Source organism: Bacillus mycoides, assembly GCF_001757995.1.
Lineage (GTDB): Bacteria > Bacillota > Bacilli > Bacillales > Bacillaceae_G > Bacillus_A > Bacillus_A mycoides_B.
Map to the genome: position 1 here is coordinate 25,342 of NZ_LXLV01000009.1, position 22,858 is coordinate 48,199.

The following is a 22,858-nucleotide window of genomic DNA, read 5'->3' on the forward strand; positions in this document are numbered from 1 at the left end:
TATTAATTTTTAAAATATAAGTCTAGGAATATTTGAATAAATCTAAATTATCGTGTAGAATAATGTTGTAAAATGTAAACGTTTTTTTAAGGGGAGGCTAAAAAGATGGTAGTAGCATACAAACATGAGCCATTTACAGATTTTTCAGTAGAGGCTAACAAGTTAGCGTTTGAAGAGGGTTTAAAGAAAGTAGAAGCTTATCTTGGACAAGACTATCCATTAATTATCGGGGGAGAAAAAATCACTACAGAAGACAAAATTGTTTCTGTAAACCCTGCAAATAAAGAGGAACTTGTTGGTCGCGTTTCAAAAGCAAGCCGTGAATTAGCTGAAAAAGCAATGCAAGTAGCGGATGCAACATTCCAAACTTGGAGAAAGTCAAAACCAGAAATGCGTGCAGACATTTTATTCCGTGCTGCAGCAATCGTTCGTCGTAGAAAACATGAGTTCTCTGCTATTCTTGTAAAAGAAGCAGGTAAACCATGGAATGAGGCAGATGCTGATACAGCAGAAGCAATCGACTTTATGGAATATTATGCTCGTCAAATGTTGAAATTAAAAGACGGTATTCCAGTAGAAAGCCGTCCAATTGAATATAATCGTTTCTCTTACATTCCATTAGGAGTAGGTGTTATCATTTCTCCTTGGAATTTCCCATTCGCAATTATGGCAGGTATGACAACAGCTGCTTTAGTTTCTGGTAACACAGTATTACTAAAACCAGCTAGTACAACTCCTGTAGTAGCAGCGAAATTTATGGAAGTATTAGAAGAAGCTGGCTTACCAGCTGGCGTAGTAAACTTCGTTCCAGGTAATGGTTCTGAAGTTGGTGACTACTTAGTAGATCACCCTCGTACACGTTTCGTTAGCTTCACTGGATCTCGTGATGTAGGTATTCGTATTTACGAACGTGCAGCAAAAGTAAACCCAGGACAAATTTGGTTGAAACGTGTTATCGCTGAAATGGGTGGTAAAGATACAATCGTTGTTGATAAAGAGGCAGATCTTGAGTTAGCAGCTAAATCTATCGTTGCATCAGCATTCGGATTCTCAGGACAAAAATGTTCTGCATGTTCTCGTGCAGTAATCCATGAAGATGTATACGATCATGTATTAAATCGTGCTGTTGAATTAACAAAAGAATTAACAGTAGGTAACCCAGATGCAAAAGATATCAACATGGGACCTGTTAATGACCAAGCTGCATTCGATAAAGTAATGAGTTATGTTGCAATTGGTAAAGAAGAAGGTAAAATCGTATCAGGTGGCGAAGGAGACGATTCTAAAGGCTGGTTCATCCAACCAACAATCGTTGCTGACGTTGCAGAAGATGCTCGTTTAATGAAAGAAGAAATCTTCGGACCAGTAGTAGCATTCTGTAAAGCAAAAGACTTTGATCATGCACTTGCAATTGCAAACAATACAGAATACGGTTTAACAGGAGCAGTTGTTACTAACAACCGTGACCATATTGAAAAAGCACGTGAAGACTTCCACGTTGGTAACTTATACTTCAACCGTGGATGTACTGGTGCAATCGTAGGTTACCAACCATTCGGTGGCTTTAACATGTCTGGTACAGACTCTAAAGCTGGTGGCCCTGACTACTTAGCACTTCACATGCAAGCAAAAACTACTTCTGAAACTTTATAAGAAATAGTAGAAGAGATCTTCACATCCTGTGAAGATCTCTTCTTTTTGAGGAAATCTCTATATTAGAGGTAGCTAGTTAATTTGAATCAAGAAACAATTACTGTATATTACCATTTATTCTTTGAAACTAGCTAAACCCTATTAATAGCGGGATAAACATGTAAATAGAAACAAAACAACGAGAAAAATTGACTTATTAGTCATATTTTTTAGTATTCATTTTGAGAATTTCCTGTATAATACAATTTGAAAGAAAATCTATGGTTTGACAAGAGAACACTCCTTTCGGTTTTGCTCACTGAAAGGAGTGTTTTTTTTAGGTTGCTAAAAACTCTTCTGTACTCATTACATTGGCGTATACTCCATTTAAACTTGCCAAAATTGTATTATGAATATAAACAGCTGGTATAGTAGCATTCTTAAATGAAAGATCTTTTGTAGCACAAGCATCGTGTATTACGGTACAGTGAAAGCCGAAATCAAAAGCAGCCCTTACGGTAGCATCAATACACATATGAGTCATCATCCCGCATATGACGATGTGTTCAATGTCTAAACGTTGTAATTGTTCTAAAAGATTAGTTCCTCGGAAGCTATTTGGATAATGTTTGAGTATAACAGTTTCTTCTCTAAGCGGACGGACATTCTCGTGAATATGGACACCTTCTGTATTAGGTAGGAAAAAAGTAGCATCATCTTTTATTGCTACATGTTGGATATGAAAAATAGGTCCGCCGTTCATTCTAAAGTGTTTTAGTAGCTCACTAGCATACTCACTTGCTTCTACCGGATTGCGCAATTCCATCTTTCCATTTGGAAAATAATCATTTTGGATATCAACGAGTAATAGAGCTGTTTTCATATATTCACCTTCCTCTGATTTCATATTCAAATAATGTTATTCAATTCATAGAAAAAATAATCCTTTTAAAAAATATGAGGGAGAAGAATTTTACATAACTTTAAAGATTACTATTTTATTATGAATTTTTATTTGAAAATCTTAATAAAGAAATAATTAATATTTTTCTAAAAAATATATTGACTCTCACTATTCTGAGTTCTATAATGAGAATTAATTAAACGACAATTAAATCGATACATTCTTATCCAGAGAGGTGGAGGGACTGGCCCTACGATACCTCAGCAACGGGTTTTTTAATACCGTGCTAACTCCAGCAAGTCTTTATAGGCTTGGAAGATGAGAAGATGTGAACGAGTACATATAAGTGCTCTCCTTCTTATCTTTTATTACTGATAAGAAGGAGAGCACTTTTTATTTTACCTCGAAAGCTCTACTTCAAGTTTTTACAGCATATAGGAGGGAAGAAAATGATTTCTTTTAATAACGTAAGTAAAGTATATGAATCAGGTGGGCAATCTGTTCATGCTGTGGAGGATGTAACATTATCAGTTGAGAAGGGCGAAATTTTTGGCATTATCGGATTTAGTGGTGCTGGAAAGAGTACGTTATTACGCTTAGTAAATATGTTAGAAAGACCAACTGCAGGAACAATTTCAATAGATGATAAAGAAATTACATCATTATCGGCGAAAGAATTACGGAAACTAAGACAAAGAATTGGAATGATTTTTCAAAGCTTTAATTTATTTAATTCAAGAACGGTGTTTGGGAACATTGCTTATCCATTAAGGTTAGCGAAATTGCCGAAGAATGAGATAAAAGAAAGAGTGAATGAACTACTAAAATTTGTTGGTTTAGAAGATAAAGCGAACTATTATGCAGAACAGTTATCAGGTGGGCAAAAGCAGCGTGTTGGGATTGCAAGAGCACTTGCGACATCACCGGATATTCTCATATGTGATGAGGCAACATCAGCTTTAGATCCAGAAACAACGACAGAAATTTTAAATTTATTAAAGAAAGTAAATAGAGAGTACAATTTAACGATTCTACTTATTACACATGAAATGCACGTTGTGAAAGAAATTTGTCACCGTGTAGCCGTTATGGAAAAAGGAAAAGTAATTGAAGAAGGAAAACTGTTTGATGTTTTCACACAACCAAAAACAAAGACAACTCAAAATTTTGTACGCTCTGTTATTAATGATCACTTACCAGAAAGTGTTCTAGCGAAAATTCAAAACGGAGGTCAGATTTATCGCCTGACTTTTACTGGGGAAGAGACAGGGCAGCCTGTACTATCATATATTGCGAAAAACTATAACGTCGATGTAAATGTATTGTACGGAAATATTATTGAACTTCAAAATGTGCTATTTGGAAATCTTCTTGTAGAACTACAAGGTGAACAGAAAGAAATTCAAAAAGCATTACAACATCTAAGACTGCAAGTGCAGCTGAAGGAGGTAGAAGCTCATGCGAGTTGATTGGAGTATATTTTGGCCTCGCATATTAGATGCGACGGGGGATACCCTCTTAATGGTAATTGTAACCCTTATATTCGCTACAATTCTTGGTATACCTCTAGGTTTACTTTTATACGTAACGAGAAAAGGAAACTTTTTAGAAAATAAATGGGTCTTTTCTATTCTTAATATCGTAATTAATACAATTCGTCCTGTTCCATTCATTATCTTTTTAGTAGCTTTAAGTCCGGTAACGAGAAGCGTTATTGGAACGACGATTGGAACGGCAGCAGCAATCTTCCCAATGACGTTAGTTGCATCAATTGGTATTGCTAGAATGGTTGAAACAAATCTTGTTTCGGTTCCGAAAGGGGTAATTGAAGCAGCTCAAGCGATGGGTGCTTCACCACTTAGAATTGTTTTTGAAATCCTCGTGCGAGAAGCTTTAGCGCCATTGATCTTAGGTGTCACGTTTATGACGGTCGGTTTAATTGAATTTTCTGCAGTTGCTGGGCTTGTCGGTGGTGGTGGTCTTGGTGACTTAGCAATGACATATGGTTATCAACGCTTTGATACGTCAGTTATGTTCGTAACGGTCGTTTTACTTATTATTCTTGTACAGGTAGCTCAAAATTTAGGAAACTACTTTGCGAAAGTCTTTTTACGCAGATCATAAAAAGGAAGAGGGGAAAAGAAAATGAAGAAAATTTTAGCATTTGCATTATCAGCGATTGTAGGAATTACAGCCTTAAGCGGCTGCTCAGGTGGAGACACAGGTGCAGGAGCGAAAGAGAAAGTAGTTCGCGTCGGTGTAACTGGAACAGATGGAGACGCTTGGGAAATTTTAAAGAAAAAAGCTGAAAAAGAAGGGATTAAAATTAAACTGGTTGAGTTCTCTGATTACACAACGCCCAACAAAGCGTTAGCTGATGGAGATATTGAACTAAACTCATTCCAGCACATTGCTTTCTTAGAGCAATTTAAAAAGGAGCATAAGTTAGATATTACAGCTGTTGGTACAACGCAAATTGCACCGATGGGCTTATACTCTGAAAAATATAATAAAGCAAATGAAATCCCAGATGGTTCAGAAATTGCTATTCCAAATGATCCAACGAACCAAGCTCGTGCATTAAAACTTCTTGATGCAGCTGGATTATTAAAGCTTAAGAAAGATTTCGGTTTATTTGGAGATCCAAGCGGTATTGCTGAAAATCCGAAGAAGTTAAAGATTACACCGGTTATCGCACAGCAAACACCTCGTGTATTAAAAGATGTAGCGGCTTCAGTTATTAATAATGGTGTTGCTGGTCAAGCTGGATTAGACCCAGCGAAGGATCCAATTTTCTTAGAAGATCCAAATAATGAAAATGCAAAGGCCTATATTAATATTTTCGCAGCTCGTACGAAAGATAAAAATGATCCAACACTGAAAAAAGTAATTGAGTTATACCATTCAAAAGAAGTAACAGATGCAATTAAGAAAGAAACAAATGATGGTTCAATTTCAGTAGATCTTTCACTCGATGAGCTTGAAAAAATCGTAAAATAATTATCGGGTTTAATGACTAACAGTAGGAACCCCTCCACTGTTAGCTCGTTCAACATATAATCTACTTAACAAACAAAACCCTAATTCTGTACCTTCCAATTTTGTATAACATAGAATCCAATGTTCGTTAAGTAGAGTGATGGACCAGGAGTTTTCCTGGTCTTTTTTTAATTAAAGCAGCAAGCTAATAATAAGGTAATCCAAATTATGATTGGGTAAGAGAGTAAACTAAAAATGAGTGTAATTGCTAATTTCTTTTTATGGAGTAATAGTTTTTTTGATGAAAATAAGAAAAGGGAAAATAGGATAATAATAGATGCTGATATTACTCCCGGATTATAAGAACGATAAATAAAAAACAAAATAATATGTTGAACGGCGTTAAAAAAGATACAGCCCTGTATAAAAATGATCCAGTAAATAGAGGATATGATGCTTAATTGATATAGAATGACTATGAGTAAGACAAGGGTTGTTAAGATGGAAATTGCAATGAAAAATTGTTTGTTATTTATAAAATGAATCGAAAATTGATTAGCAAGATATTGTGGCATCTGGAAAGCTTCTTCAAGGTTATGAATGAAAAATAAAAAGGGGATTAACCAGAGTGTACGTGTAGTGAAATGTCTTGCAGAAGATGTTTTCATCAACTTACATCAGCTCCAATAAAGGTATAGAAAGCCTATAAGAAAAGGCCTTCTATACGAATATAGTTATTCAATTATGATACTTTTTAAACTGCTTTCAGGTTGCGGTTGTTCTGTGATGCAAGAAGAAAGCTCCTCCTGTAAAATATTTAGCGCTTGTTTAGCGTGATGCTGGATTGGATTGGGCAGCTCTTCTAATATACGTATACCGACTTTTATTTTTGTACGAATTACCTTTCTTAGTAGTTCATCATGCATGTACTACACCTCCAAACCGAATGTTTAGTACATCATCTTCAAACTTAGCTCCTTGAATAGAAAGGTGTGTTAATGTTTTAGGCAAGGTGATATTTCGTTTTGCAGAACCGGCTCGAATAATAAGTTCATCACCTTTTTGATTTAATGAAAGTTCACTTTTGTTTGAGAAGGGTATAGACAGAACGAAAATATACTCATCACCATCTTTTTTTACATATTGTGTGCGGCCGTTAAATTTCACTTCCGTAGGAGAAGAGTCAGATTTAAATAAAGCATCTCCTACACGTTCTAACATAGACAAACCAACAACTTCTTGTTCAAACATCGGGGCTTCGTAAATAGGAAGTGGCTGAAAACTATCTTGAATTAATGCTTTATATTTCTTTTGTGTATCTTTCCACGCTTGAAAATAAGGATCGGTGACAGTGTTAGGGATGACGCGGTTAATCATAATGGCATCTACGTTATAATCGTATAAGTTTAAATACGTAAAGCTGCGCTGAGCTTCTTTAATGACCATTTTTTCAGGATTTACAACAACGCGAATACTTGTTACTTCTCGGTTTGATAAAATATCTCTCATTTCTCCAAGCTGTTCAAGCGTATTTGTTAATTCGTCCATAATATCATCGGTTGGAAGGGGAACACCAAGAAGTGGTTGAGCTACAGGACGAACGACTTTTAGAACTTTTCTTTTAATAGGAAAGAGTTTTTCCATCCACCAGCCGAGCATGTCTGGAAAGCTTAGCATTGCTAAAGTTTCTCCAGTCGGTGCGCAATCAATAATGATGACGTCGTAAGTGTTGTGTTTATAATAATCGAGTACTCGAAGTAAGCTAATTAAATCTTCCATACCAGGAAACATTGTTAATTCTTCTGTTGTAATATCATCAGCTGCTTTGGAAGTGAATAGCAAGGTAATGTATTTCTGTAATTTTCCCCAGCCTTTTTCCATTTCATAAATCGTATTAATTTCTTGTGCCCATAAATTTTCACGAATTTCTAATGGCTCAGAAGATAACTTTATACCGAATGAATCTCCTAAACTATGAGCGGGGTCTGTGCTCATTACTAATGTTTTTAATCCTTGTTTTGCACTTTGAAGTGCTGTTGCTGCTGAAATGCTAGTTTTTCCTACGCCGCCTTTACCCGTATACAAAATAATTCTCATCATTCTATCCCCTTTGTTTCGAGTGTCGAATATTACGAGTTACGAAATATTTAATTGAATAAAAACCCAGCTAGGGTTTTATTCAATCGGAATGTTTTTCATTTTAGGTGTAGAAACCTTTTCTTCTGTTTTTTGCTGTGACGTAGCTATGTGATTCATAATCTTTTGGAAGATTTGTAGTAAGAATGCTTTTTCTTCTTCTGATAGTGCGTCCGTCACTAGGCTAAAGTAATGGGCTGCATTTTGTTTTACTTCTTGAACGAGCATTACGCCGTTTTCTGTTAAACGAATTAATACAATACGTCGATCGCTTTCATCACGGTATCGTTCAATATATCCCTTTTTTACAAGGCGATTTACAACGCCTGTCGTTGTACTCATCGGTATATCAAGAAGGTCAGCAATTTTTGTCATTGTAATATCTGTATTTCGCTCCATCCAAAGTAAACAAAATACTTCTGTCTTGGAAAGTGTTAAATCAAGGCTTACCCATTCTTCAGGATAGAAAAGTTTCTTGGCGTTATCTAGCAGTAAGTCTAAAAAATGTTCATATTGCAACAATTATTTCCACTCCCGTATATTTCGAGGTTCGTAATATTTGTTTTTATTTTATGTGGAATTGAAATAAATGTCAATGCTTTTGACTGTTTTTTCAGATTAGAAAGAAAAAAATCTTCAAAATAGAAATTTTTTGTGATAGATTAATAAATAGAAAAAGGAATTTTACATAAAAACCCATTGTAATAAATATATTTATCTATAATGGGTGTGCAGCTAACGAGGGGGAGAACGATGAGAAGACGAAATACGCAAGCGTTCACGTTTTTAGCATGGACTTCATTTGTTTGTGCGCTTTCAGGGATGCTAATTGGGATTTACACGTTAGATGAAACGCTTAGTGTAAAAGGGTACTATTTAATCGGAACATTATTTTTAACGATGTCTTGTTTTGTATTACAAAAAACAATTCGTGATAATGAGGAAGATAATGAAAGATTTCCGAAAAATAAATCGTTAGATAAAGAGTAAATTGTAAAGAAAGGCACTTGCCTTTCTTTTTTTATGTAAAAATGCCGTAAGTGCCGTGTGTTGACTTGCTTGAAGTACTGGAAATTTGGTATCATCAATAGTATTGTAGATTGAACGATATATTATGGAGGTGGCCTAGCCGTGTCAAGAATTTCCGTTGAGAATGTAAAGCACGTAGCACATTTAGCACGTCTTGCAATTACTGATCAAGAAGCAGAAAAATTCCAAAAACAACTAGATGCAATTGTTACATTTGCAGAACAGTTAAATGAATTAGATACAACAGATGTAAAACCAACAACTCATGTATTAACTATGAAAAATGTTATGCGTGAAGATGTGCCAGAAAAAGGTTTACCAGTAGAAGAAGTATTAAAAAATGCACCGGATCACAAAGATAATCAAATCCGTGTTCCAGCAGTATTAGAATAGAGGAGGGAATTTCGATGTCATTATTTGATCATTCTGTATCAGAGTTACATAAGAAGTTAAACAACAAAGAAATTTCCGTTACGGATTTAGTAGAAGAATCTTACAAGCGTATTTCGGATGTTGAAGATAACGTAAAAGCTTTTCTTACATTAGATGAAGAAAATGCACGCGCGAAAGCGAAAGAATTAGATGCAAAGATTGGTGCTGAGGATAATGGTTTATTATTCGGTATGCCAATCGGTGTAAAAGATAACATTGTAACTAACGGTCTTCGTACAACTTGTGCGAGCAAAATGTTAGCAAACTTCGATCCAATTTACGATGCGACAGTTGTACAAAAGCTAAAAGCTGCTGACACAGTTACAATCGGTAAATTAAATATGGACGAGTTCGCAATGGGTTCTTCAAATGAAAACTCAGGTTTCTACGCTACAAAAAATCCATGGAACTTAGATTACGTTCCAGGCGGATCTAGTGGTGGTTCTGCAGCGGCAGTAGCAGCAGGAGAAGTATTATTCTCCCTAGGTTCTGATACGGGTGGTTCTATCCGTCAGCCAGCTGCATATTGCGGTGTTGTAGGTTTAAAACCAACTTACGGACGCGTATCTCGTTACGGATTAGTAGCATTCGCATCTTCACTTGACCAAATCGGACCGATTACACGTACAGTAGAAGACAATGCATACTTATTACAAGCTATTTCAGGTATTGACCGTATGGATGCAACTTCTGCAAACGTTGAAGTAGGAAACTACTTAGCTGGTTTAACAGGCGACGTTAAAGGTTTACGCATTGCTGTACCGAAAGAATACTTAGGCGAAGGTGTTGGCGAAGAAGCTCGTGAGTCAGTACTAGCTGCGTTAAAAGTGTTAGAAGGTATGGGCGCAACTTGGGAGGAAGTATCTCTTCCGCACTCTAAATACGCCCTAGCAACGTATTACTTATTATCTTCTTCTGAAGCATCTGCTAACCTTTCACGCTTTGATGGCGTACGTTACGGTGTTCGTTCTGATAATGTAAATAACTTATTAGATCTTTACAAAAACACACGTAGCGAAGGTTTCGGTGATGAAGTAAAACGTCGTATTATGCTTGGTACATTTGCTCTTAGCTCTGGTTACTATGATGCATATTACAAAAAAGCACAACAAGTACGTACATTAATTAAAAATGACTTTGAAAATGTATTTGCTAACTACGATGTTATTATTGGACCAACAACACCAACTCCAGCATTTAAAGTGGGCGAAAAAGTGGACGATCCAATGACAATGTATGCAAATGACATTTTAACAATTCCAGTAAACTTAGCAGGTGTTCCAGCGATTTCTGTTCCATGTGGATTCGGTGCTAACAACATGCCACTTGGTTTACAAATCATTGGTAAACACTTCGATGAAGCGACAATTTACCGCGTTGCACATGCGTTTGAGCAAGCAACAGACTATCATACAAAAAAAGCAAGTCTGTAAGGAGGCGAGCATAGATGAATTTAGAAACAATTATTGGTTTAGAGGTTCACGTTGAGTTAAAAACAAATTCGAAAATTTTCTCTGCGAGTCCAACAGAATTCGGAGCGGAGCCAAATACACAAACAAGTGTAATTGACTTAGGATACCCAGGGGTACTTCCTACTTTAAATAAAGAAGCAGTTAACTTTGCAATGAAAGCTGCAATGGCATTAAACTGTGAAATCGCAACGGAAACGAAGTTCGACCGTAAAAACTATTTCTACCCAGATAATCCGAAAGCTTACCAAATCTCTCAATTTGATAAGCCAATTGGTGAAAATGGTTGGATTGAAATTGAAGTAGACGGTAAAAAGAAACGTATCGGTATTACACGTCTTCATTTAGAAGAAGATGCTGGTAAATCAACGCATACAGCTGACGGTTCATTAGTAGACTACAACCGTCAAGGTATGCCTTTAATCGAAATCGTATCTGAGCCAGATATGCGTACTCCAGAAGAAGCATATGCGTACTTAGAGAAGTTAAAATCAATCATTCAATATACAGGTGTATCTGATTGTAAGATGGAAGAAGGTTCTCTTCGTTGTGATGCGAATATTTCACTTCGTCCAGTTGGACAAGAGAAGTTCGGTACAAAAGCAGAACTGAAAAACTTAAACTCTTTCACTTACGTGCAAAAAGGTCTTGAGCATGAACAAGTGCGCCAAGAGAAAGAATTATTATCTGGTGGTATCATCCAACAAGAAACACGTCGTTATGATGAAGCAACGAAGAAAACAATCTTAATGCGTATAAAAGAAGGATCTGACGATTACCGTTACTTCCCAGAGCCAGATTTAGTTGAACTTTACATCGATGATGAGTGGAAAGAAGAAGTTCGTGCTTCTATTCCAGAACTTCCAGATGCACGTAAAGCTCGCTATGTTGAAGAAATTGGCTTACCGGCTTATGATGCACACGTATTGACATTAACGAAAGAGATGTCTGATTTCTTTGAAGCAACAATTGTAGATGGTGCAGATGCGAAATTAACATCAAACTGGTTAATGGGTGAAGTACTTGCATACTTAAACAAACAACAAAAAGAATTAAAAGACGTTGCGTTAACGCCTGCTGGCTTATCTAAAATGGTTCAATTAATTGAAAAAGGTACAATTTCTTCTAAAATCGCGAAGAAAGTATTTAACGAATTAATTGAAAAAGGTGGAGACCCAGAAGAAATCGTTAAAGCAAAAGGTCTTGTTCAAATTTCTGACGAAGGAACACTTCGTAAGGTTGTAACAGAAATTCTTGATAATAATGAGCAATCTATTGAAGACTTTAAAAACGGTAAAGACCGTGCAATTGGCTTCTTAGTTGGTCAAATTATGAAAGCTACAAAAGGACAAGCCAATCCACCGCTTGTTAACAAAATCTTACTTGAAGAAATTAATAAGCGATAAAAATAGTCTAGGATTTTAAAGATTAAACAGAAAAAACACCCGTATCGGGTGTTTTTTCTGAGTTAATCAAACGTTTGTTTAAATGGTGAAAAATAATTTAAACAAACGTTTGATTAACTGTCAAAAGTGAAAAAATGTTTGTATAGCAACTATGGTATGATAGTTGCAAAAAGGTGGGAATAATGATAAATCTAGACATAGAGAGTTTTTTCATCTCATGAAATAATAGATAATTATTATTCATTATATGTAAATTGATGTGAGAGAATGGATAGACATAAATTTATTGGTTAAATAAAGCAAAACCATCATGGGTGAATAGTTACTTTTGATGGGCTACACGAATCGGGTTCTTACTGCCTGTTTGAGCGGAATTAAAGAAGGATAGGAAGATGAGAGGAGGTAGGCATAGGGATACTGAATAAGGGTTCGGTGTATTCGTTTTTCAATGAATAAGGAATTTCCTGTGCTAATAAATGATGAAGCGAGCAAGAATTATTTATAATCCTACTTCTGGGCGCGAGCTATTTAAGAAGAGCTTACCAGAAGTATTACAAAAATTAGAACAAGCTGGATATGAAGCGTCTTGTCATGCGACAACTGGTCCTGGAGATGCGACTGTGGCAGCGAGGCAAGCTGCGGATCGTAAGTTTGATGTTGTTATCGCAGCTGGTGGTGATGGTACATTAAATGAAGTAGTGAACGGTTTAGTAGGACATGAGCATCGTCCAAAGTTTGGAATTATTCCAGTTGGAACGACAAATGATTTTGCGCGTGCGATCGGTGTACCTCGTGTTATTGAAGAGGCTGCGGATATTATTTGTGAAGGAACAACGGTACCGTTAGATCTTGGTAGAGCGAATGATACATATTTCATTAATATCGCTGGTGGCGGCCGTATTACAGAATTAACATATGAAGTACCAAGCAAGTTAAAAACGGTATTAGGCCAACTTGCTTACTATTTAAAAGGAATCGAAATGTTACCATCATTACATCCAACATATGTTGAAATTGAGTATGATGGGAAGTTGCTCCAAGAAGAAATTACGATGTTTTTAATTACGAATACTCGTTCAGTTGGTGGATTCGAAAAAGTAGCACCATATGCATCTATTAACGATGGGTTATTTGATTTATTAGTACTGAAAAAAGGTTCTATAGCTGATTTAATTAAAGCAGCAACACAAGCGCAGCGTGGGGAACATATTAACAATCCAAAAGTGCTATATACACAAGCTAATCGTATTAAAGTTCATTCACCTGATAAATTAATGATCAACTTAGATGGTGAATATGGTGGAGATGCGCCGATGGAATTCGAAAATATATATCATTGTCTAGAACTATTTGTTCCTGAACATCAAGAGGATGCCCTGTAAAGGCATCTTTTTTTGTTTTTACCTCACTATTTGCGAGTAATAAGATGCCCCGGCTGATTAAAGTTTAGACGAATTGTAAATTGGAAGTTAGTTTGATTTTTATGGTATTTTTACAATCCGTTTATTTTATATCCATATTTTATTGATACACTGGAAGAGATAAGAAATGAGAGGTAGGGTGCTATGGAGAAGGTAAAAGCAATATTATTTGATAAAGATGGGACATTAATGGATTTTCATTCAATTTGGATAAAAGTAGCTGAAGAGCTTGTTGCTGAATGTATAAATTTATATCAACTACCAGAATCAATGCAGCAGGCTTTATTAAAAGAGATTGGTGTAGATGGAGCATTTGTTCATCCACGTAGTGCGCTCGCTGCTGGAACGAGTCTTGATGTGGCAAAGGGGCTTTGTAAGTATATTGCATCATCTAGAGAAGAAGAGATGCATCAATGGGTGAGTGAAAAGTTGTTTGCTCTTATGTACGAGCATCGTTCACATATGAGAATGACGGCAGATTTACCGAAAGTTTTACAAGCGTTAAAGGATAGAGGATTTATTCTAGGTGTCGTTACAGCTGATGATTTCGCGCCGACAGAATTATTTTTAAAGCAATATCAATTGGAAGACTTTTTTGATTGTGTTATAGCTTCAGATACATTTCCAGCACAGAAGCCAGATAAAAAAATTGTAGAATCGTTTTGTGAGAGATTTAATTTAGAGACATGTGAAGTAGCAGTCATCGGGGATACACCGACGGATTTACATTTAGCGAAAAATGGTGGCGACTGCTATGCAATTGGCGTACTATCTGGTACGGGTAATCGTCAAACGTTAGAACCACTTGCAGATTTAGTATTACAATCTGTTGAAGATTTAATTTCTCATGCAGGTGAGTTTATTTGGAAACAAGGAAAGTCTAATGTATAAATGAAAAAGTCTATAAAGACTCTATATGAGTCTTTATAGACTTATTTTTTATGCCGAGATAGTAAGGGAATGGGATGAATACTAGGAAGAGGAAGTTGGCATACATCTTGCAATATAAAGAGAAAACATTGTATAGAAAAGGATGGGGTACACAATGAACACAAAAAAATTTGCTAAAGTAAATGAACAAATTCCAGGACCAAAAGCAGCGTCTTTATTAGAACGCCGCCAAAATATAGTACCAAAAGGAGTAAGTAATGGTATTCCAACATTTGTACAGTCTGCAAATGGTGCACTCGTAACAGATGTGGATGGAAATCAGTACATTGATTTCGCAGGAGCAATTGGGACAATTAATGTAGGACATTGTCATCCAGCTGTTAAAGAAGCGCTTCATAAACAAGTAGATCAATATATTCATACTGGTTTTAATGTGATGATGTATGAGCCATATATTGAATTAGCGGAAAAGCTGGCAGCATTAGCACCAGGTAATTTCGATAAACAAGTCCTGTTTTTAAACAGTGGGGCAGAAGCGGTTGAAAATGCAGTGAAGATTGCTCGTAAATATACGAAGAGACCTGGAATTATCGCATTTTCTAAAGGATTTCATGGGCGTACATTAATGACAATGACGATGACGAGTAAAGTAAAACCATATAAATTTGGATTTGGACCATTTGCTCCAGAAGTATATAAAGCGCCATTCCCATATGAATACCGTCGACCAGAAGGGTTAACAGAAGAGCAGTATGATGATTTTATCATTGAAGAGTTTAAGAACTTCTTTATATCAGAAGTAGCACCAGAAACAATTGCAGCCGTTGTAATGGAACCAGTTCAAGGGGAAGGCGGATTTATCGTTCCAAGTAAGAAATTTGTTCAAGAAGTACGCAGCATTTGTTCAGAGCACGGTATTTTATTTGTAGCTGATGAAATTCAAACAGGCTTTAGTCGTACCGGAAAATACTTTGCAATTGATCATTATGATGTCGTTCCAGATTTAATTACGGTATCTAAATCATTAGGTGCTGGTGTACCGATAAGTGGTGTTATTGGACGTAAAGAAATTATGAATGAGTCTGCACCGGGAGAACTGGGCGGAACGTATGCAGGAAGCCCGCTAGGATGTGCGGCTGCATTAGCTGTGCTTGATGTAATAGAAAAAGAGAAATTAAATGATAGAGCGATAGAAGTAGGGAAAGTCGTAATGAACCAATTCCAAGAGATGAAAAACAAATATAATTGCATAGGTGATGTGCGCGGCTTAGGTGCAATGTGTGCATTCGAGCTCGTTCAAGATCGCAAGACGAAAGCGCCTGATAAAACATTAGCGTCTAATTTATGTGCAGAAGCAAATAAACGGGGATTACTTCTACTATCAGCAGGAACATATGGAAATGTTATTCGTGTGTTAATGCCATTAGTTATTACAGATGAGCAACTTGAGGAAGGTTTAACAATAATTGAAGAATCATTGCTAGCTTGTTATGAGCAAGCAAATATCGCTCGCGTTTAAAGAATTGGGATAACTTAAAAAAGGGCATAAAGCTTTTCTTTTTAGGCGGAAGAGAGCATCTGGCCATGCATAGAATCGGTCAGCCCCTTTCCCATGCCAAGCTAAAACAAAGTGAGGGTGTGGTTGCGATGGCATTCTGTATTTTTCAAGGCAGCGAATTATGTGTTGAAAAATATAAATAGATTTGTATAAATAACAAATTGAAAACATTCTAGCTTACTCTATGTAAAATGCAGAAAATTCACTTTATAATAAAGGTAGTGAAGTGAATCGATGTATTTAAAGTAAGGGGTGGCTAGGATGGTTGCAGAAAAGGAACGAGTGTTGATGGATTTACAAGATGTATTTGAATATGCATTTGACGAAATTTTTGTTACGGATGATAAGGGAATTGTTGTACGCGTAAATAGCATGTGTGAAAGACATTACCAGCTCTCTGCTAAGGAATTAGTAGGAAAGCATGTAAAAGAACTACAAAAAGAAGGGATTTTTTATCCATCGGCAACATTAGAAGTAATTGAAAAAAAGAGACCAGTTGAACTTGTTCAAACAACGAAATCAGGAGAGTATTTGCATGTTCGTACAAGGCCTGTTTTTGATGATGAGGGAAATTTAAGAAGAGTGATTAGTTATTCTCGTGATCTTACAGAACTCTATCAATTACGTCAAAAGGTAGAGGAAATGGATAATCAGCTAAAGACATATAAGAAAGAATTAAGAGAAACATATGAGCATGAAGGGCTTATTTTTAAAAGTATCGCTATGCAAAAAATAGTCGAAACAATCAAGAAAGTATCCGTGGTAGATAGCACAGTTCTTGTTTTAGGTGAGACAGGAGTAGGAAAAAGTCGATTAGTACGTCATTTACATGAAGTGAGTAACCGGAAGAATGAAAGTTTCTATGAAATTAATTGTGCGGCATTGCCGACGAATTTAATTGAATCTGAGCTTTTTGGATATTCAGGTGGGTCTTTTACAGGTGCAAATCGTGAAGGGAAAAAGGGATTACTAGAATCAGCGCATAAAGGAACTCTTTTCTTAGATGAAATTGGTGAAATGCCGCTTGAAATTCAAGCAAAGCTTTTGCAAGTATTGCAAGAAAAAACGTTTCGCCCTATAGGCGAAAGAGAATTAAAAAAGGTGGACGTTAGAATTGTAGCGGCAACAAATAGAGATTTAAGTACGATGGTGAAACAAGGAACATTCCGGAAAGATTTATACTATCGTCTGAATGTCATTCCAATTTCAATTCCGCCACTTCGGGAGAGAACAGAAGACATTTTGCCGCTTATCTATCATTATTTACAGCATTTTAATAAAAAGTACGGACGTGATGTAAAGTTAGCTCCTAGTACGTTACAAATGTTTGTAGGGTATCCTTGGGAAGGAAATAATAGAGAGATTGAAAATGTAATTGAACGAATTGTTATCACTGCAGATGATTTTGTAATGGTAGAAGATTTGCCACTATCTATGCAAGAGGCCACAGTTGAACAATCCGGACAAAGTCTTTATAGAATGCTGGAAGAGGTAGAGAGAAATATTATTCTTAAAGCGTATAAAACGTATGGATCAAGTTATAAAGTGGCTGAGTTTTTACAAATAAGTCAATCTGCTGCCACTAGGAAGATTAAGAAGTTCATAGAGGAGGAAGAAAACATTGGATAAAAAAGCGACGTTCGTAAACTTAGAGAAAAAAGCGATGTATATAAATGGTGAGTGGATTACACTGCAAGAACAAATCGAAGTAAACAATCCAGCGACAAAGGAAGTATTTGCAACTGTACCAAAGGGCGGGGTTACAGAGGCAAAGCAAGCAGTTGATGCTGCACATGAGGCTTTTAAATTATGGTCAAAATTAACGGCAGCGGATCGTGCAGTAAAGTTAAAAAAGTGGTTCACACTCATTGATGAAAATAAAGAAGAAATTGCAGCAATCATGACGAGAGAACAAGGAAAGCCGTTTGCAGAAGCACTTGGTGAAGTGAATTATGCAAATAGTTTTGTTGAATGGTACGCAGAAGAAGGAAAGAGAATATACGGTGAAATGATTCCTGCTTCTCATCCGAATAAGCGTATTTTAGTTATGAAGCAACCAGTTGGGGTTATGGCAGCTATTACACCGTGGAACTTCCCAGCTGCTATGATTACAAGAAAGGTAGCTCCAGCACTTGCAGCAGGCTGTACGGCAGTTGTGAAGCCAGCGAGTCAAACACCATTAACGGCATTGAAGTTAGTTGAATTAGCACATGAAGCAGACATTCCAAAAGGTGTAATAAATATTGTAACAGGTAGTGCAAAAGCAATTGCTGATACGTGGATGGAAGATGAGCGCGTTCGAAAAGTTTCCTTTACAGGATCAACTGAAATTGGAAAAGAATTAATGGCTAGCGCTGCGCAAACGATGAAAAAGGTTTCGCTTGAATTAGGTGGTCATGCTCCATTTATTGTTATGAATGATGCTGATTTAGATAAGGCGGTAGAAGCGGTAATCGGTTCTAAATTCCGTAACGCAGGACAAACGTGTATATGTACAAACCGCGTCTTTGTTCAAGAAGAAGTGTATGAAGAATTTGCAGGAAAGTTCACAAAAGCTGTAGAGCAGCTTAAAGTTGGAGATGGATTTGGCGAAGGAACAACTGTAGGGCCACTTATTGATGCGAATGCAATTTCGAAAGTACAAGAACATATTGAAGATGCTATTCAAAAGGGTGGAGAAGTTTTATATGGTGGCCAAAAATTTGCAGAGTTAGATGGATATTTCATTCAGCCAACAGTAATTGGATTGGCAAATGACACGATGCTTTGTATGAATGAAGAAACATTTGGACCAGTTGCACCTGTTGCTAAATTTAAAACGGTTAAAGAAGTAATCGAGCGAGCAAATAATACACCATATGGCTTGGCTGCTTATATTTTCACAAAAGATATTAGTCAAGCATTCCAAATTAGCGAAGCGTTAGAGTACGGTATTATCGGTTTAAATGATGGACTTCCATCAGTTGCACAAGCACCATTTGGTGGCTTTAAAGAAAGTGGTATCGGCCGTGAAGGAGGTCACTTCGGTATCGAGGAATATTTAGAAATTAAATATATTTCGTTAGGACTATAAGTAGTATACTAGAATCTCTATAAGGTAACAGAGAAGGAGATTCTAGTATGATGTATTGGCTATTATTACTCGTAACAATTATTTTTGAAGTAGCTGGAACGATTGCGATGAAATTATCGAACGGTTTAACAAAGCCCGTTCCAAGTGTACTTATTTTTGTATTCTATGGAATTTGTTTCAGTGTGTTTGCTATCGTTGTTAAAAAGATTCATTTAAGCATTGCCTATGCAATTTGGTCTGGTGTGGGAACACTACTTATTACGATTATTAGTGTGTATTTCTTTAAAGAGCATATTAACTTATTCCAAGCGTGTTGTATTCTATTTATTGTTTTAGGAGTAATTGGACTTAAAGTTTCATCAGCATCATGAAAGCTATCTTTTGTAGAAGATAGCTTTTTTCTTTTGGTTAGTATGTGTTATTACAAAATATTACAGAAAAAAAGAAATGCTTTGTTATAATAGATATAAAAACCTTGTCTCATATGGAGGGAAGAGTATGTTAAAGAAAGTGAGTCGAATTATTTTAATTTGTGGCATAGCTTTTAGTTTAAGTGCTTGCACAGAAACTAAAAATAGTGATGAAAGTAAACAAGAGGACGTTCAAGAGAAAATTTATAAAATAGGGGAAACAGCAGATGTAGATGGTTTGCAAGTAACTCTCGATTCAGTTCAATTAGGATATCCAGATTACACTATTGATAAAAAGAAAGAGGATATTTTAGGAATTGTTTTTACGGTGAAAAATAATAGTAAGAAAGAAATACCTTTTGCATTTTACGAATTTGAGATTACCGATAAGAAAGGTACAAAGTTTAAAGAATATAAGTATGATAGTTTCATTAGTAAAAAGGTAGCACCGGATGAGAAAATTCAAGATGTTATGCTATTTGATGTAGATAAAGAAAATACGTATATCGCTACGTATAGGCCTGAGTTTACACATGAGAATAGAACGATAAAATTTGAATTGAAGCCAAACAAATAAAAAACACATTGGGTAATCCAATGTGTTTTTTATAATGGTTAACTTAAAACGCCCAGTTACCTTTACGGAAAATCGGCTCATGTCTTCCATCAGCTGTAATACCATCGATATCAAGCTCAGCTGATCCGATCATGAAGTCATTGTGTGTAATACTAGCGTTTGCGCCGTTTTCAGCAAGTTCTTCTTTCGTCATTGTTTTTCCACCAACTAAGTTAAATGCATAAGCATTTCCGATTGCAAGGTGGCAAGATGCGTTTTCATCAAATAGTGTATTGTAGAATAAAATATTTGTGTTTGAAATTGGTGAATTATGAGGCACTAAAGCAACCTCACCTAAGAAGTGAGAGCCTTCATCTGTTTCTACTAAATGTTTTAAAGCTTCTTCGCCATCTTCTGCTTTGTAGTCTACGATACGTCCGTTTTCAAATGTTAACGTGAAGTTATCGATAATGTTGCCTGCAAATGCTAACGGTTTTGTGCTAGATACTTGGCCGTTTACACCTGTTTTAAGTGGCATTGTAAATACTTCTTCAGTTGGAATGTTAGCCATAAATGGTACGTTCTTTTCATTTAAGCTACCAGCACCAGCCCATACATGTTTTTCTGGAAGTTCAATCGTTAAGTCTGTTCCAGGAGCTGTATAGTGAAGAGCTTTATAATGCTTTTCGTTTAAGTAATCTACTTTTGTATGTAGCGTTTCATCATGTTCTTTCCATGCTTCCACAGGATTCTCTAAATCAGCACGAGTAGCTTTGAAGATAGCATCCCATAGTTTAGCTTCTTGTTCCTCTGGCGCTACATCAGGGAATACTTTCGCAGCCCATTCTTTCGTAGGAACAGAAATAACACACCAGCTTACTTTGTCCGCTTGTACGTAATCACGGTATACTTTCATCGCTTCACCGGCTACTTTATGAGCTGTTGCGATACGAGTTGGTTCTACACCTTTTAATAAATCAGGATTTTCTGCATAAATAGACATAAATGCAGCGCCTTCTTTTGCTAATTCTTCACGAGCATGTGCTTTCCAAGATGGGAATTCGGCGAAAGCTTCTTCAGGAGCTAGATCGAACTTTAAGCGTGTTAACGTCTCATCATTCCAATCAACATATACGTGTTTTGCACCAGATTTATATGCTTTTTCTGTAACGAGGCGTACAAACTGTACAGCTTCTAGAGGTGCACTAATTGATAAAGTTTGTCCTGGTTGAATATTAACACCAACATTGACTGCAAGGGCAGCATATTTCTCTAACGTTTGTTCAAATGACATATGTATAATCTCCTTTAGTTTGAAAGATTTCTTACTATATATAATACAAGAAAATTCTAAAAATATATATAAATATAGAGTAAAAAGAGAGCTCAAAATGTATTGAGCTCTCACATTTATTTAATGGAAGAGGCGAATTGCTCCACAGTAGTTGTATGGTGTATGCGAACACGCTTCATTTTTAACAACTCATCAGGTTCACCCTTCGTAATGAATTGTCCAGGCTTCGTTGTTGTTGCAAATTGATAGTATTTCTTTGTTTCTGCGACAACTTTATCGTCTACATGACCGAATGGATAAGCAATTGCGATAACAGGCTTACCTGTTATTTTTTCTAGCTTTTCTTTTGATCCTTTTAACTCTTCTTCATAGTTTGTAATTTTCGGCAAGTCTGCATGTGTTGCTGTATGAGATTGTACAGAGAAAATACCTGAATCAACCATTTCTTTTATTTCAGATGTAGAAAGGGCGCCTTCTACATCAACGTTATCAACAATCATATATTCCGTTGCCGCTGGTTTAAAAGTATCATCTTTTAGCTTTTGTAAAATGCGAAATGCATTCATATTATTTTTCATACCGTCATCAAATGTAACGAAAATCGGCTTGTTTACTTTATTAATATCGCTCCAGCGTTCAAATGTTAATAATGTATAACCATTGTCTTTTAAATGCTTCATTTGTGCTTCAAAGTTAGCGGGTGATACGAATAAATCTTTAATACCTTGTCCATGATAATCATCAATTGCGTGGTACATAAGAACAGGAACTTTTTGCTCGAAAGTAATAGTAGATTTCGTAAGTGGAATAGTTTTTCCGCCCTCTGTTGTTCCTGTAGCTTCAATTTGGTATTCACCGCGTTTTCCTTCAAATTCTTTTATATCAAAGGGAAGTGTAAATTGTTGATCTTTCTCTTTAGAAGAAAAAGATTTAGCACTTTCCTTTCCATCAGCAGTGCGCCAAATTTTATATTGTACTTCGGTTAAAGAATCCTTTATGTCTGTAATATGAATATTTGCGTTTGTAGATTCGTGCGTAATTGGATTATAAGAAATTTTACTTTGTTCCCGCACCGGCTCTTCTTGCTTTTTGACCTCTTGTACTTTTTTCTCTTTTTTAGGTTCTTGGCTTACATTGCTAGTATTACAGCCTGCTAGAATAGCAGATGTACATAAAGCAATCGCTGCGTATTTTCTCATAAAGTCACCTTCTATTGTGTATTATGTTGCATACTTACATTAAAATCCCCACCGCTATAAGAGAGGTGGGGATATACCCTTGTTCATCATATCATTTTTAGATATGGGATAGGTTAGTGACTTTGAATAGAGGTATTCTTTCGTTTTTTATTAGAATTGATAATAATATAACCGACCACAAAGATAAGAGGGATAATGAAGACATAGATAGGTATACCCCATACATAATAGCTTTTCATGCTTAAAATTAATAAATGTAAGAAATCGAAAAGGGCGTGGGCTTTCATAATATCCTCCAATGTTTTTTACAAATTATAACATTATAAGTTTCTGATTTGTATATTTTGGTAATTAATTTAAGCTGATTTTAAAGTGAGAGAAAGGATTATTAATATGTAATTTTGTATATATTGATAGTTTTTATTAAAACATCAGGATTTTAAACTATAATAAGAAACGCTATAAATGA

The 22,858-nt window shown here is 36.0% G+C and carries 22 protein-coding genes and 1 riboswitch; of the genes, 15 read left to right on the plus strand and 7 right to left on the minus strand.

The window, feature by feature from the left end:
- Positions 1-105: 105 nt before the first annotated feature.
- Positions 106-1,653 (plus strand): L-glutamate gamma-semialdehyde dehydrogenase, encoded by a 1,548-nt coding sequence (gene pruA / locus BWGOE10_RS01610; protein WP_070140655.1) that lies wholly within the window; start codon positions 106-108, stop codon positions 1,651-1,653.
- 316 nt (positions 1,654-1,969) lie between these two features.
- Here pruA and BWGOE10_RS01615 read toward each other — a convergent pair whose 3' ends face one another.
- On the minus strand, positions 1,970-2,539 hold the full coding sequence (locus BWGOE10_RS01615; protein WP_081338056.1) for a cysteine hydrolase family protein: 570 nt from the start codon (positions 2,537-2,539) through the stop codon (positions 1,970-1,972).
- Positions 2,540-2,756: 217 nt separating this feature from the next.
- A riboswitch (SAM riboswitch) is annotated at positions 2,757-2,861 on the plus strand.
- Between the two features lie 124 nt (positions 2,862-2,985).
- Between BWGOE10_RS01615 and BWGOE10_RS01620 the strand changes: the two genes are divergently transcribed.
- Genes BWGOE10_RS01620 through BWGOE10_RS01630 form a run of 3 tightly spaced genes read left to right on the plus strand, consistent with a single transcriptional unit; the run spans position 2,986 to position 5,536 of the window.
- A complete protein-coding gene (locus BWGOE10_RS01620) occupies positions 2,986-4,005 on the plus strand; it encodes a methionine ABC transporter ATP-binding protein (RefSeq protein ID WP_070140657.1) in 1,020 nt (339 codons plus the stop codon).
- Entirely contained in the window at positions 3,995-4,660 is a 666-nt protein-coding gene (locus BWGOE10_RS01625; protein ID WP_070140658.1) for a methionine ABC transporter permease, read from the plus strand. The genes BWGOE10_RS01620 and BWGOE10_RS01625 overlap by 11 nt, the downstream gene beginning before the upstream one ends.
- A 21-nt stretch (positions 4,661-4,681) precedes the next feature.
- A complete protein-coding gene (locus tag BWGOE10_RS01630; RefSeq protein WP_070140659.1) occupies positions 4,682-5,536 on the plus strand; it encodes a MetQ/NlpA family ABC transporter substrate-binding protein in 855 nt (284 codons plus the stop codon).
- A 167-nt stretch (positions 5,537-5,703) separates the two neighbouring features.
- Here BWGOE10_RS01630 and BWGOE10_RS29415 read toward each other — a convergent pair whose 3' ends face one another.
- The 4 genes from BWGOE10_RS29415 to BWGOE10_RS01645 all read right to left on the minus strand — a co-directional run bounded on the left by BWGOE10_RS29415 (position 5,704) and on the right by BWGOE10_RS01645 (position 8,173).
- A complete protein-coding gene (locus BWGOE10_RS29415) occupies positions 5,704-6,186 on the minus strand; it encodes an HXXEE domain-containing protein (RefSeq protein WP_081338057.1) in 483 nt (160 codons plus the stop codon).
- Between the two features lie 63 nt (positions 6,187-6,249).
- The gene (locus BWGOE10_RS01635; RefSeq protein ID WP_070140660.1) at positions 6,250-6,441 is read right to left on the minus strand and encodes a DUF3926 domain-containing protein; all 192 of its coding nucleotides are present in this window, start codon (positions 6,439-6,441) and stop codon (positions 6,250-6,252) included.
- On the minus strand, positions 6,434-7,615 hold the full coding sequence (locus BWGOE10_RS01640; RefSeq protein WP_098786356.1) for an ArsA family ATPase: 1,182 nt from the start codon (positions 7,613-7,615) through the stop codon (positions 6,434-6,436). The genes BWGOE10_RS01635 and BWGOE10_RS01640 overlap by 8 nt, the downstream gene beginning before the upstream one ends.
- 75 nt (positions 7,616-7,690) lie before the next feature.
- On the minus strand, positions 7,691-8,173 hold the full coding sequence (locus BWGOE10_RS01645; RefSeq protein WP_070140662.1) for a MarR family winged helix-turn-helix transcriptional regulator: 483 nt from the start codon (positions 8,171-8,173) through the stop codon (positions 7,691-7,693).
- A gap of 231 nt (positions 8,174-8,404) precedes the next feature.
- On the opposite strand from BWGOE10_RS01645, the gene BWGOE10_RS01650 reads away from it, so the two are divergent.
- The 11 genes from BWGOE10_RS01650 (at position 8,405) to BWGOE10_RS01700 (ending at position 19,917) form a co-directional block, all read left to right on the plus strand.
- Positions 8,405-8,641: a YiaA/YiaB family inner membrane protein gene (locus BWGOE10_RS01650; protein ID WP_002029490.1), complete on the plus strand. Its 237-nt coding sequence runs from the start codon at positions 8,405-8,407 to the stop codon at positions 8,639-8,641.
- A 141-nt stretch (positions 8,642-8,782) separates the two neighbouring features.
- Positions 8,783-9,073: an Asp-tRNA(Asn)/Glu-tRNA(Gln) amidotransferase subunit GatC gene (gene gatC, locus BWGOE10_RS01655; protein WP_000086999.1), complete on the plus strand. Its 291-nt coding sequence runs from the start codon at positions 8,783-8,785 to the stop codon at positions 9,071-9,073.
- A 14-nt stretch (positions 9,074-9,087) separates the two neighbouring features.
- Positions 9,088-10,545, plus strand: a complete 1,458-nt coding sequence (gene gatA / locus BWGOE10_RS01660) for an Asp-tRNA(Asn)/Glu-tRNA(Gln) amidotransferase subunit GatA (RefSeq protein WP_002113505.1) — start codon at positions 9,088-9,090, stop codon at positions 10,543-10,545.
- Positions 10,546-10,559: 14 nt separating this feature from the next.
- Positions 10,560-11,987 (plus strand): Asp-tRNA(Asn)/Glu-tRNA(Gln) amidotransferase subunit GatB, encoded by a 1,428-nt coding sequence (gatB, locus tag BWGOE10_RS01665; protein ID WP_070140663.1) that lies wholly within the window; start codon positions 10,560-10,562, stop codon positions 11,985-11,987.
- A 476-nt stretch (positions 11,988-12,463) separates the two neighbouring features.
- Complete coding sequence (locus BWGOE10_RS01670) at positions 12,464-13,369, plus strand: diacylglycerol kinase (RefSeq protein ID WP_002010051.1); 906 nt, start codon at positions 12,464-12,466, stop codon at positions 13,367-13,369.
- A 183-nt stretch (positions 13,370-13,552) separates the two neighbouring features.
- On the plus strand, positions 13,553-14,299 hold the full coding sequence (locus BWGOE10_RS01675; RefSeq protein ID WP_070140664.1) for an HAD family hydrolase: 747 nt from the start codon (positions 13,553-13,555) through the stop codon (positions 14,297-14,299).
- A 154-nt stretch (positions 14,300-14,453) separates the two neighbouring features.
- Entirely contained in the window at positions 14,454-15,818 is a 1,365-nt protein-coding gene (gabT, locus tag BWGOE10_RS01680; protein ID WP_070140665.1) for a 4-aminobutyrate--2-oxoglutarate transaminase, read from the plus strand.
- A gap of 300 nt (positions 15,819-16,118) precedes the next feature.
- On the plus strand, positions 16,119-17,486 hold the full coding sequence (locus BWGOE10_RS01685; protein ID WP_070140666.1) for a sigma-54 interaction domain-containing protein: 1,368 nt from the start codon (positions 16,119-16,121) through the stop codon (positions 17,484-17,486).
- Positions 17,479-18,930, plus strand: coding sequence for an NADP-dependent succinate-semialdehyde dehydrogenase (gabD, locus tag BWGOE10_RS01690; protein ID WP_070140667.1), 1,452 nt, complete (start codon positions 17,479-17,481; stop codon positions 18,928-18,930). The genes BWGOE10_RS01685 and gabD overlap by 8 nt, the downstream gene beginning before the upstream one ends.
- A 47-nt stretch (positions 18,931-18,977) precedes the next feature.
- Positions 18,978-19,301 carry a DMT family transporter gene (locus tag BWGOE10_RS01695; RefSeq protein ID WP_070140668.1) on the plus strand — a complete coding sequence of 108 codons (324 nt, stop codon included), beginning with the start codon at positions 18,978-18,980 and terminating at the stop codon, positions 19,299-19,301.
- 127 nt (positions 19,302-19,428) lie between these two features.
- Entirely contained in the window at positions 19,429-19,917 is a 489-nt protein-coding gene (locus tag BWGOE10_RS01700) for a DUF4352 domain-containing protein (RefSeq protein ID WP_070140669.1), read from the plus strand.
- A gap of 43 nt (positions 19,918-19,960) precedes the next feature.
- On the opposite strand, the gene BWGOE10_RS01705 is transcribed toward BWGOE10_RS01700, so the two are convergent.
- Together BWGOE10_RS01705 and BWGOE10_RS01710 are read right to left on the minus strand one after the other, a co-directional pair.
- Positions 19,961-21,190, minus strand: a complete 1,230-nt coding sequence (locus BWGOE10_RS01705) for an aminopeptidase (RefSeq protein WP_070140670.1) — start codon at positions 21,188-21,190, stop codon at positions 19,961-19,963.
- Positions 21,191-21,306: 116 nt separating this feature from the next.
- Positions 21,307-22,389, minus strand: a complete 1,083-nt coding sequence (locus tag BWGOE10_RS01710) for a polysaccharide deacetylase family protein (RefSeq protein WP_070140671.1) — start codon at positions 22,387-22,389, stop codon at positions 21,307-21,309.
- Between the last annotated feature and the right edge of the window lie 469 nt (positions 22,390-22,858).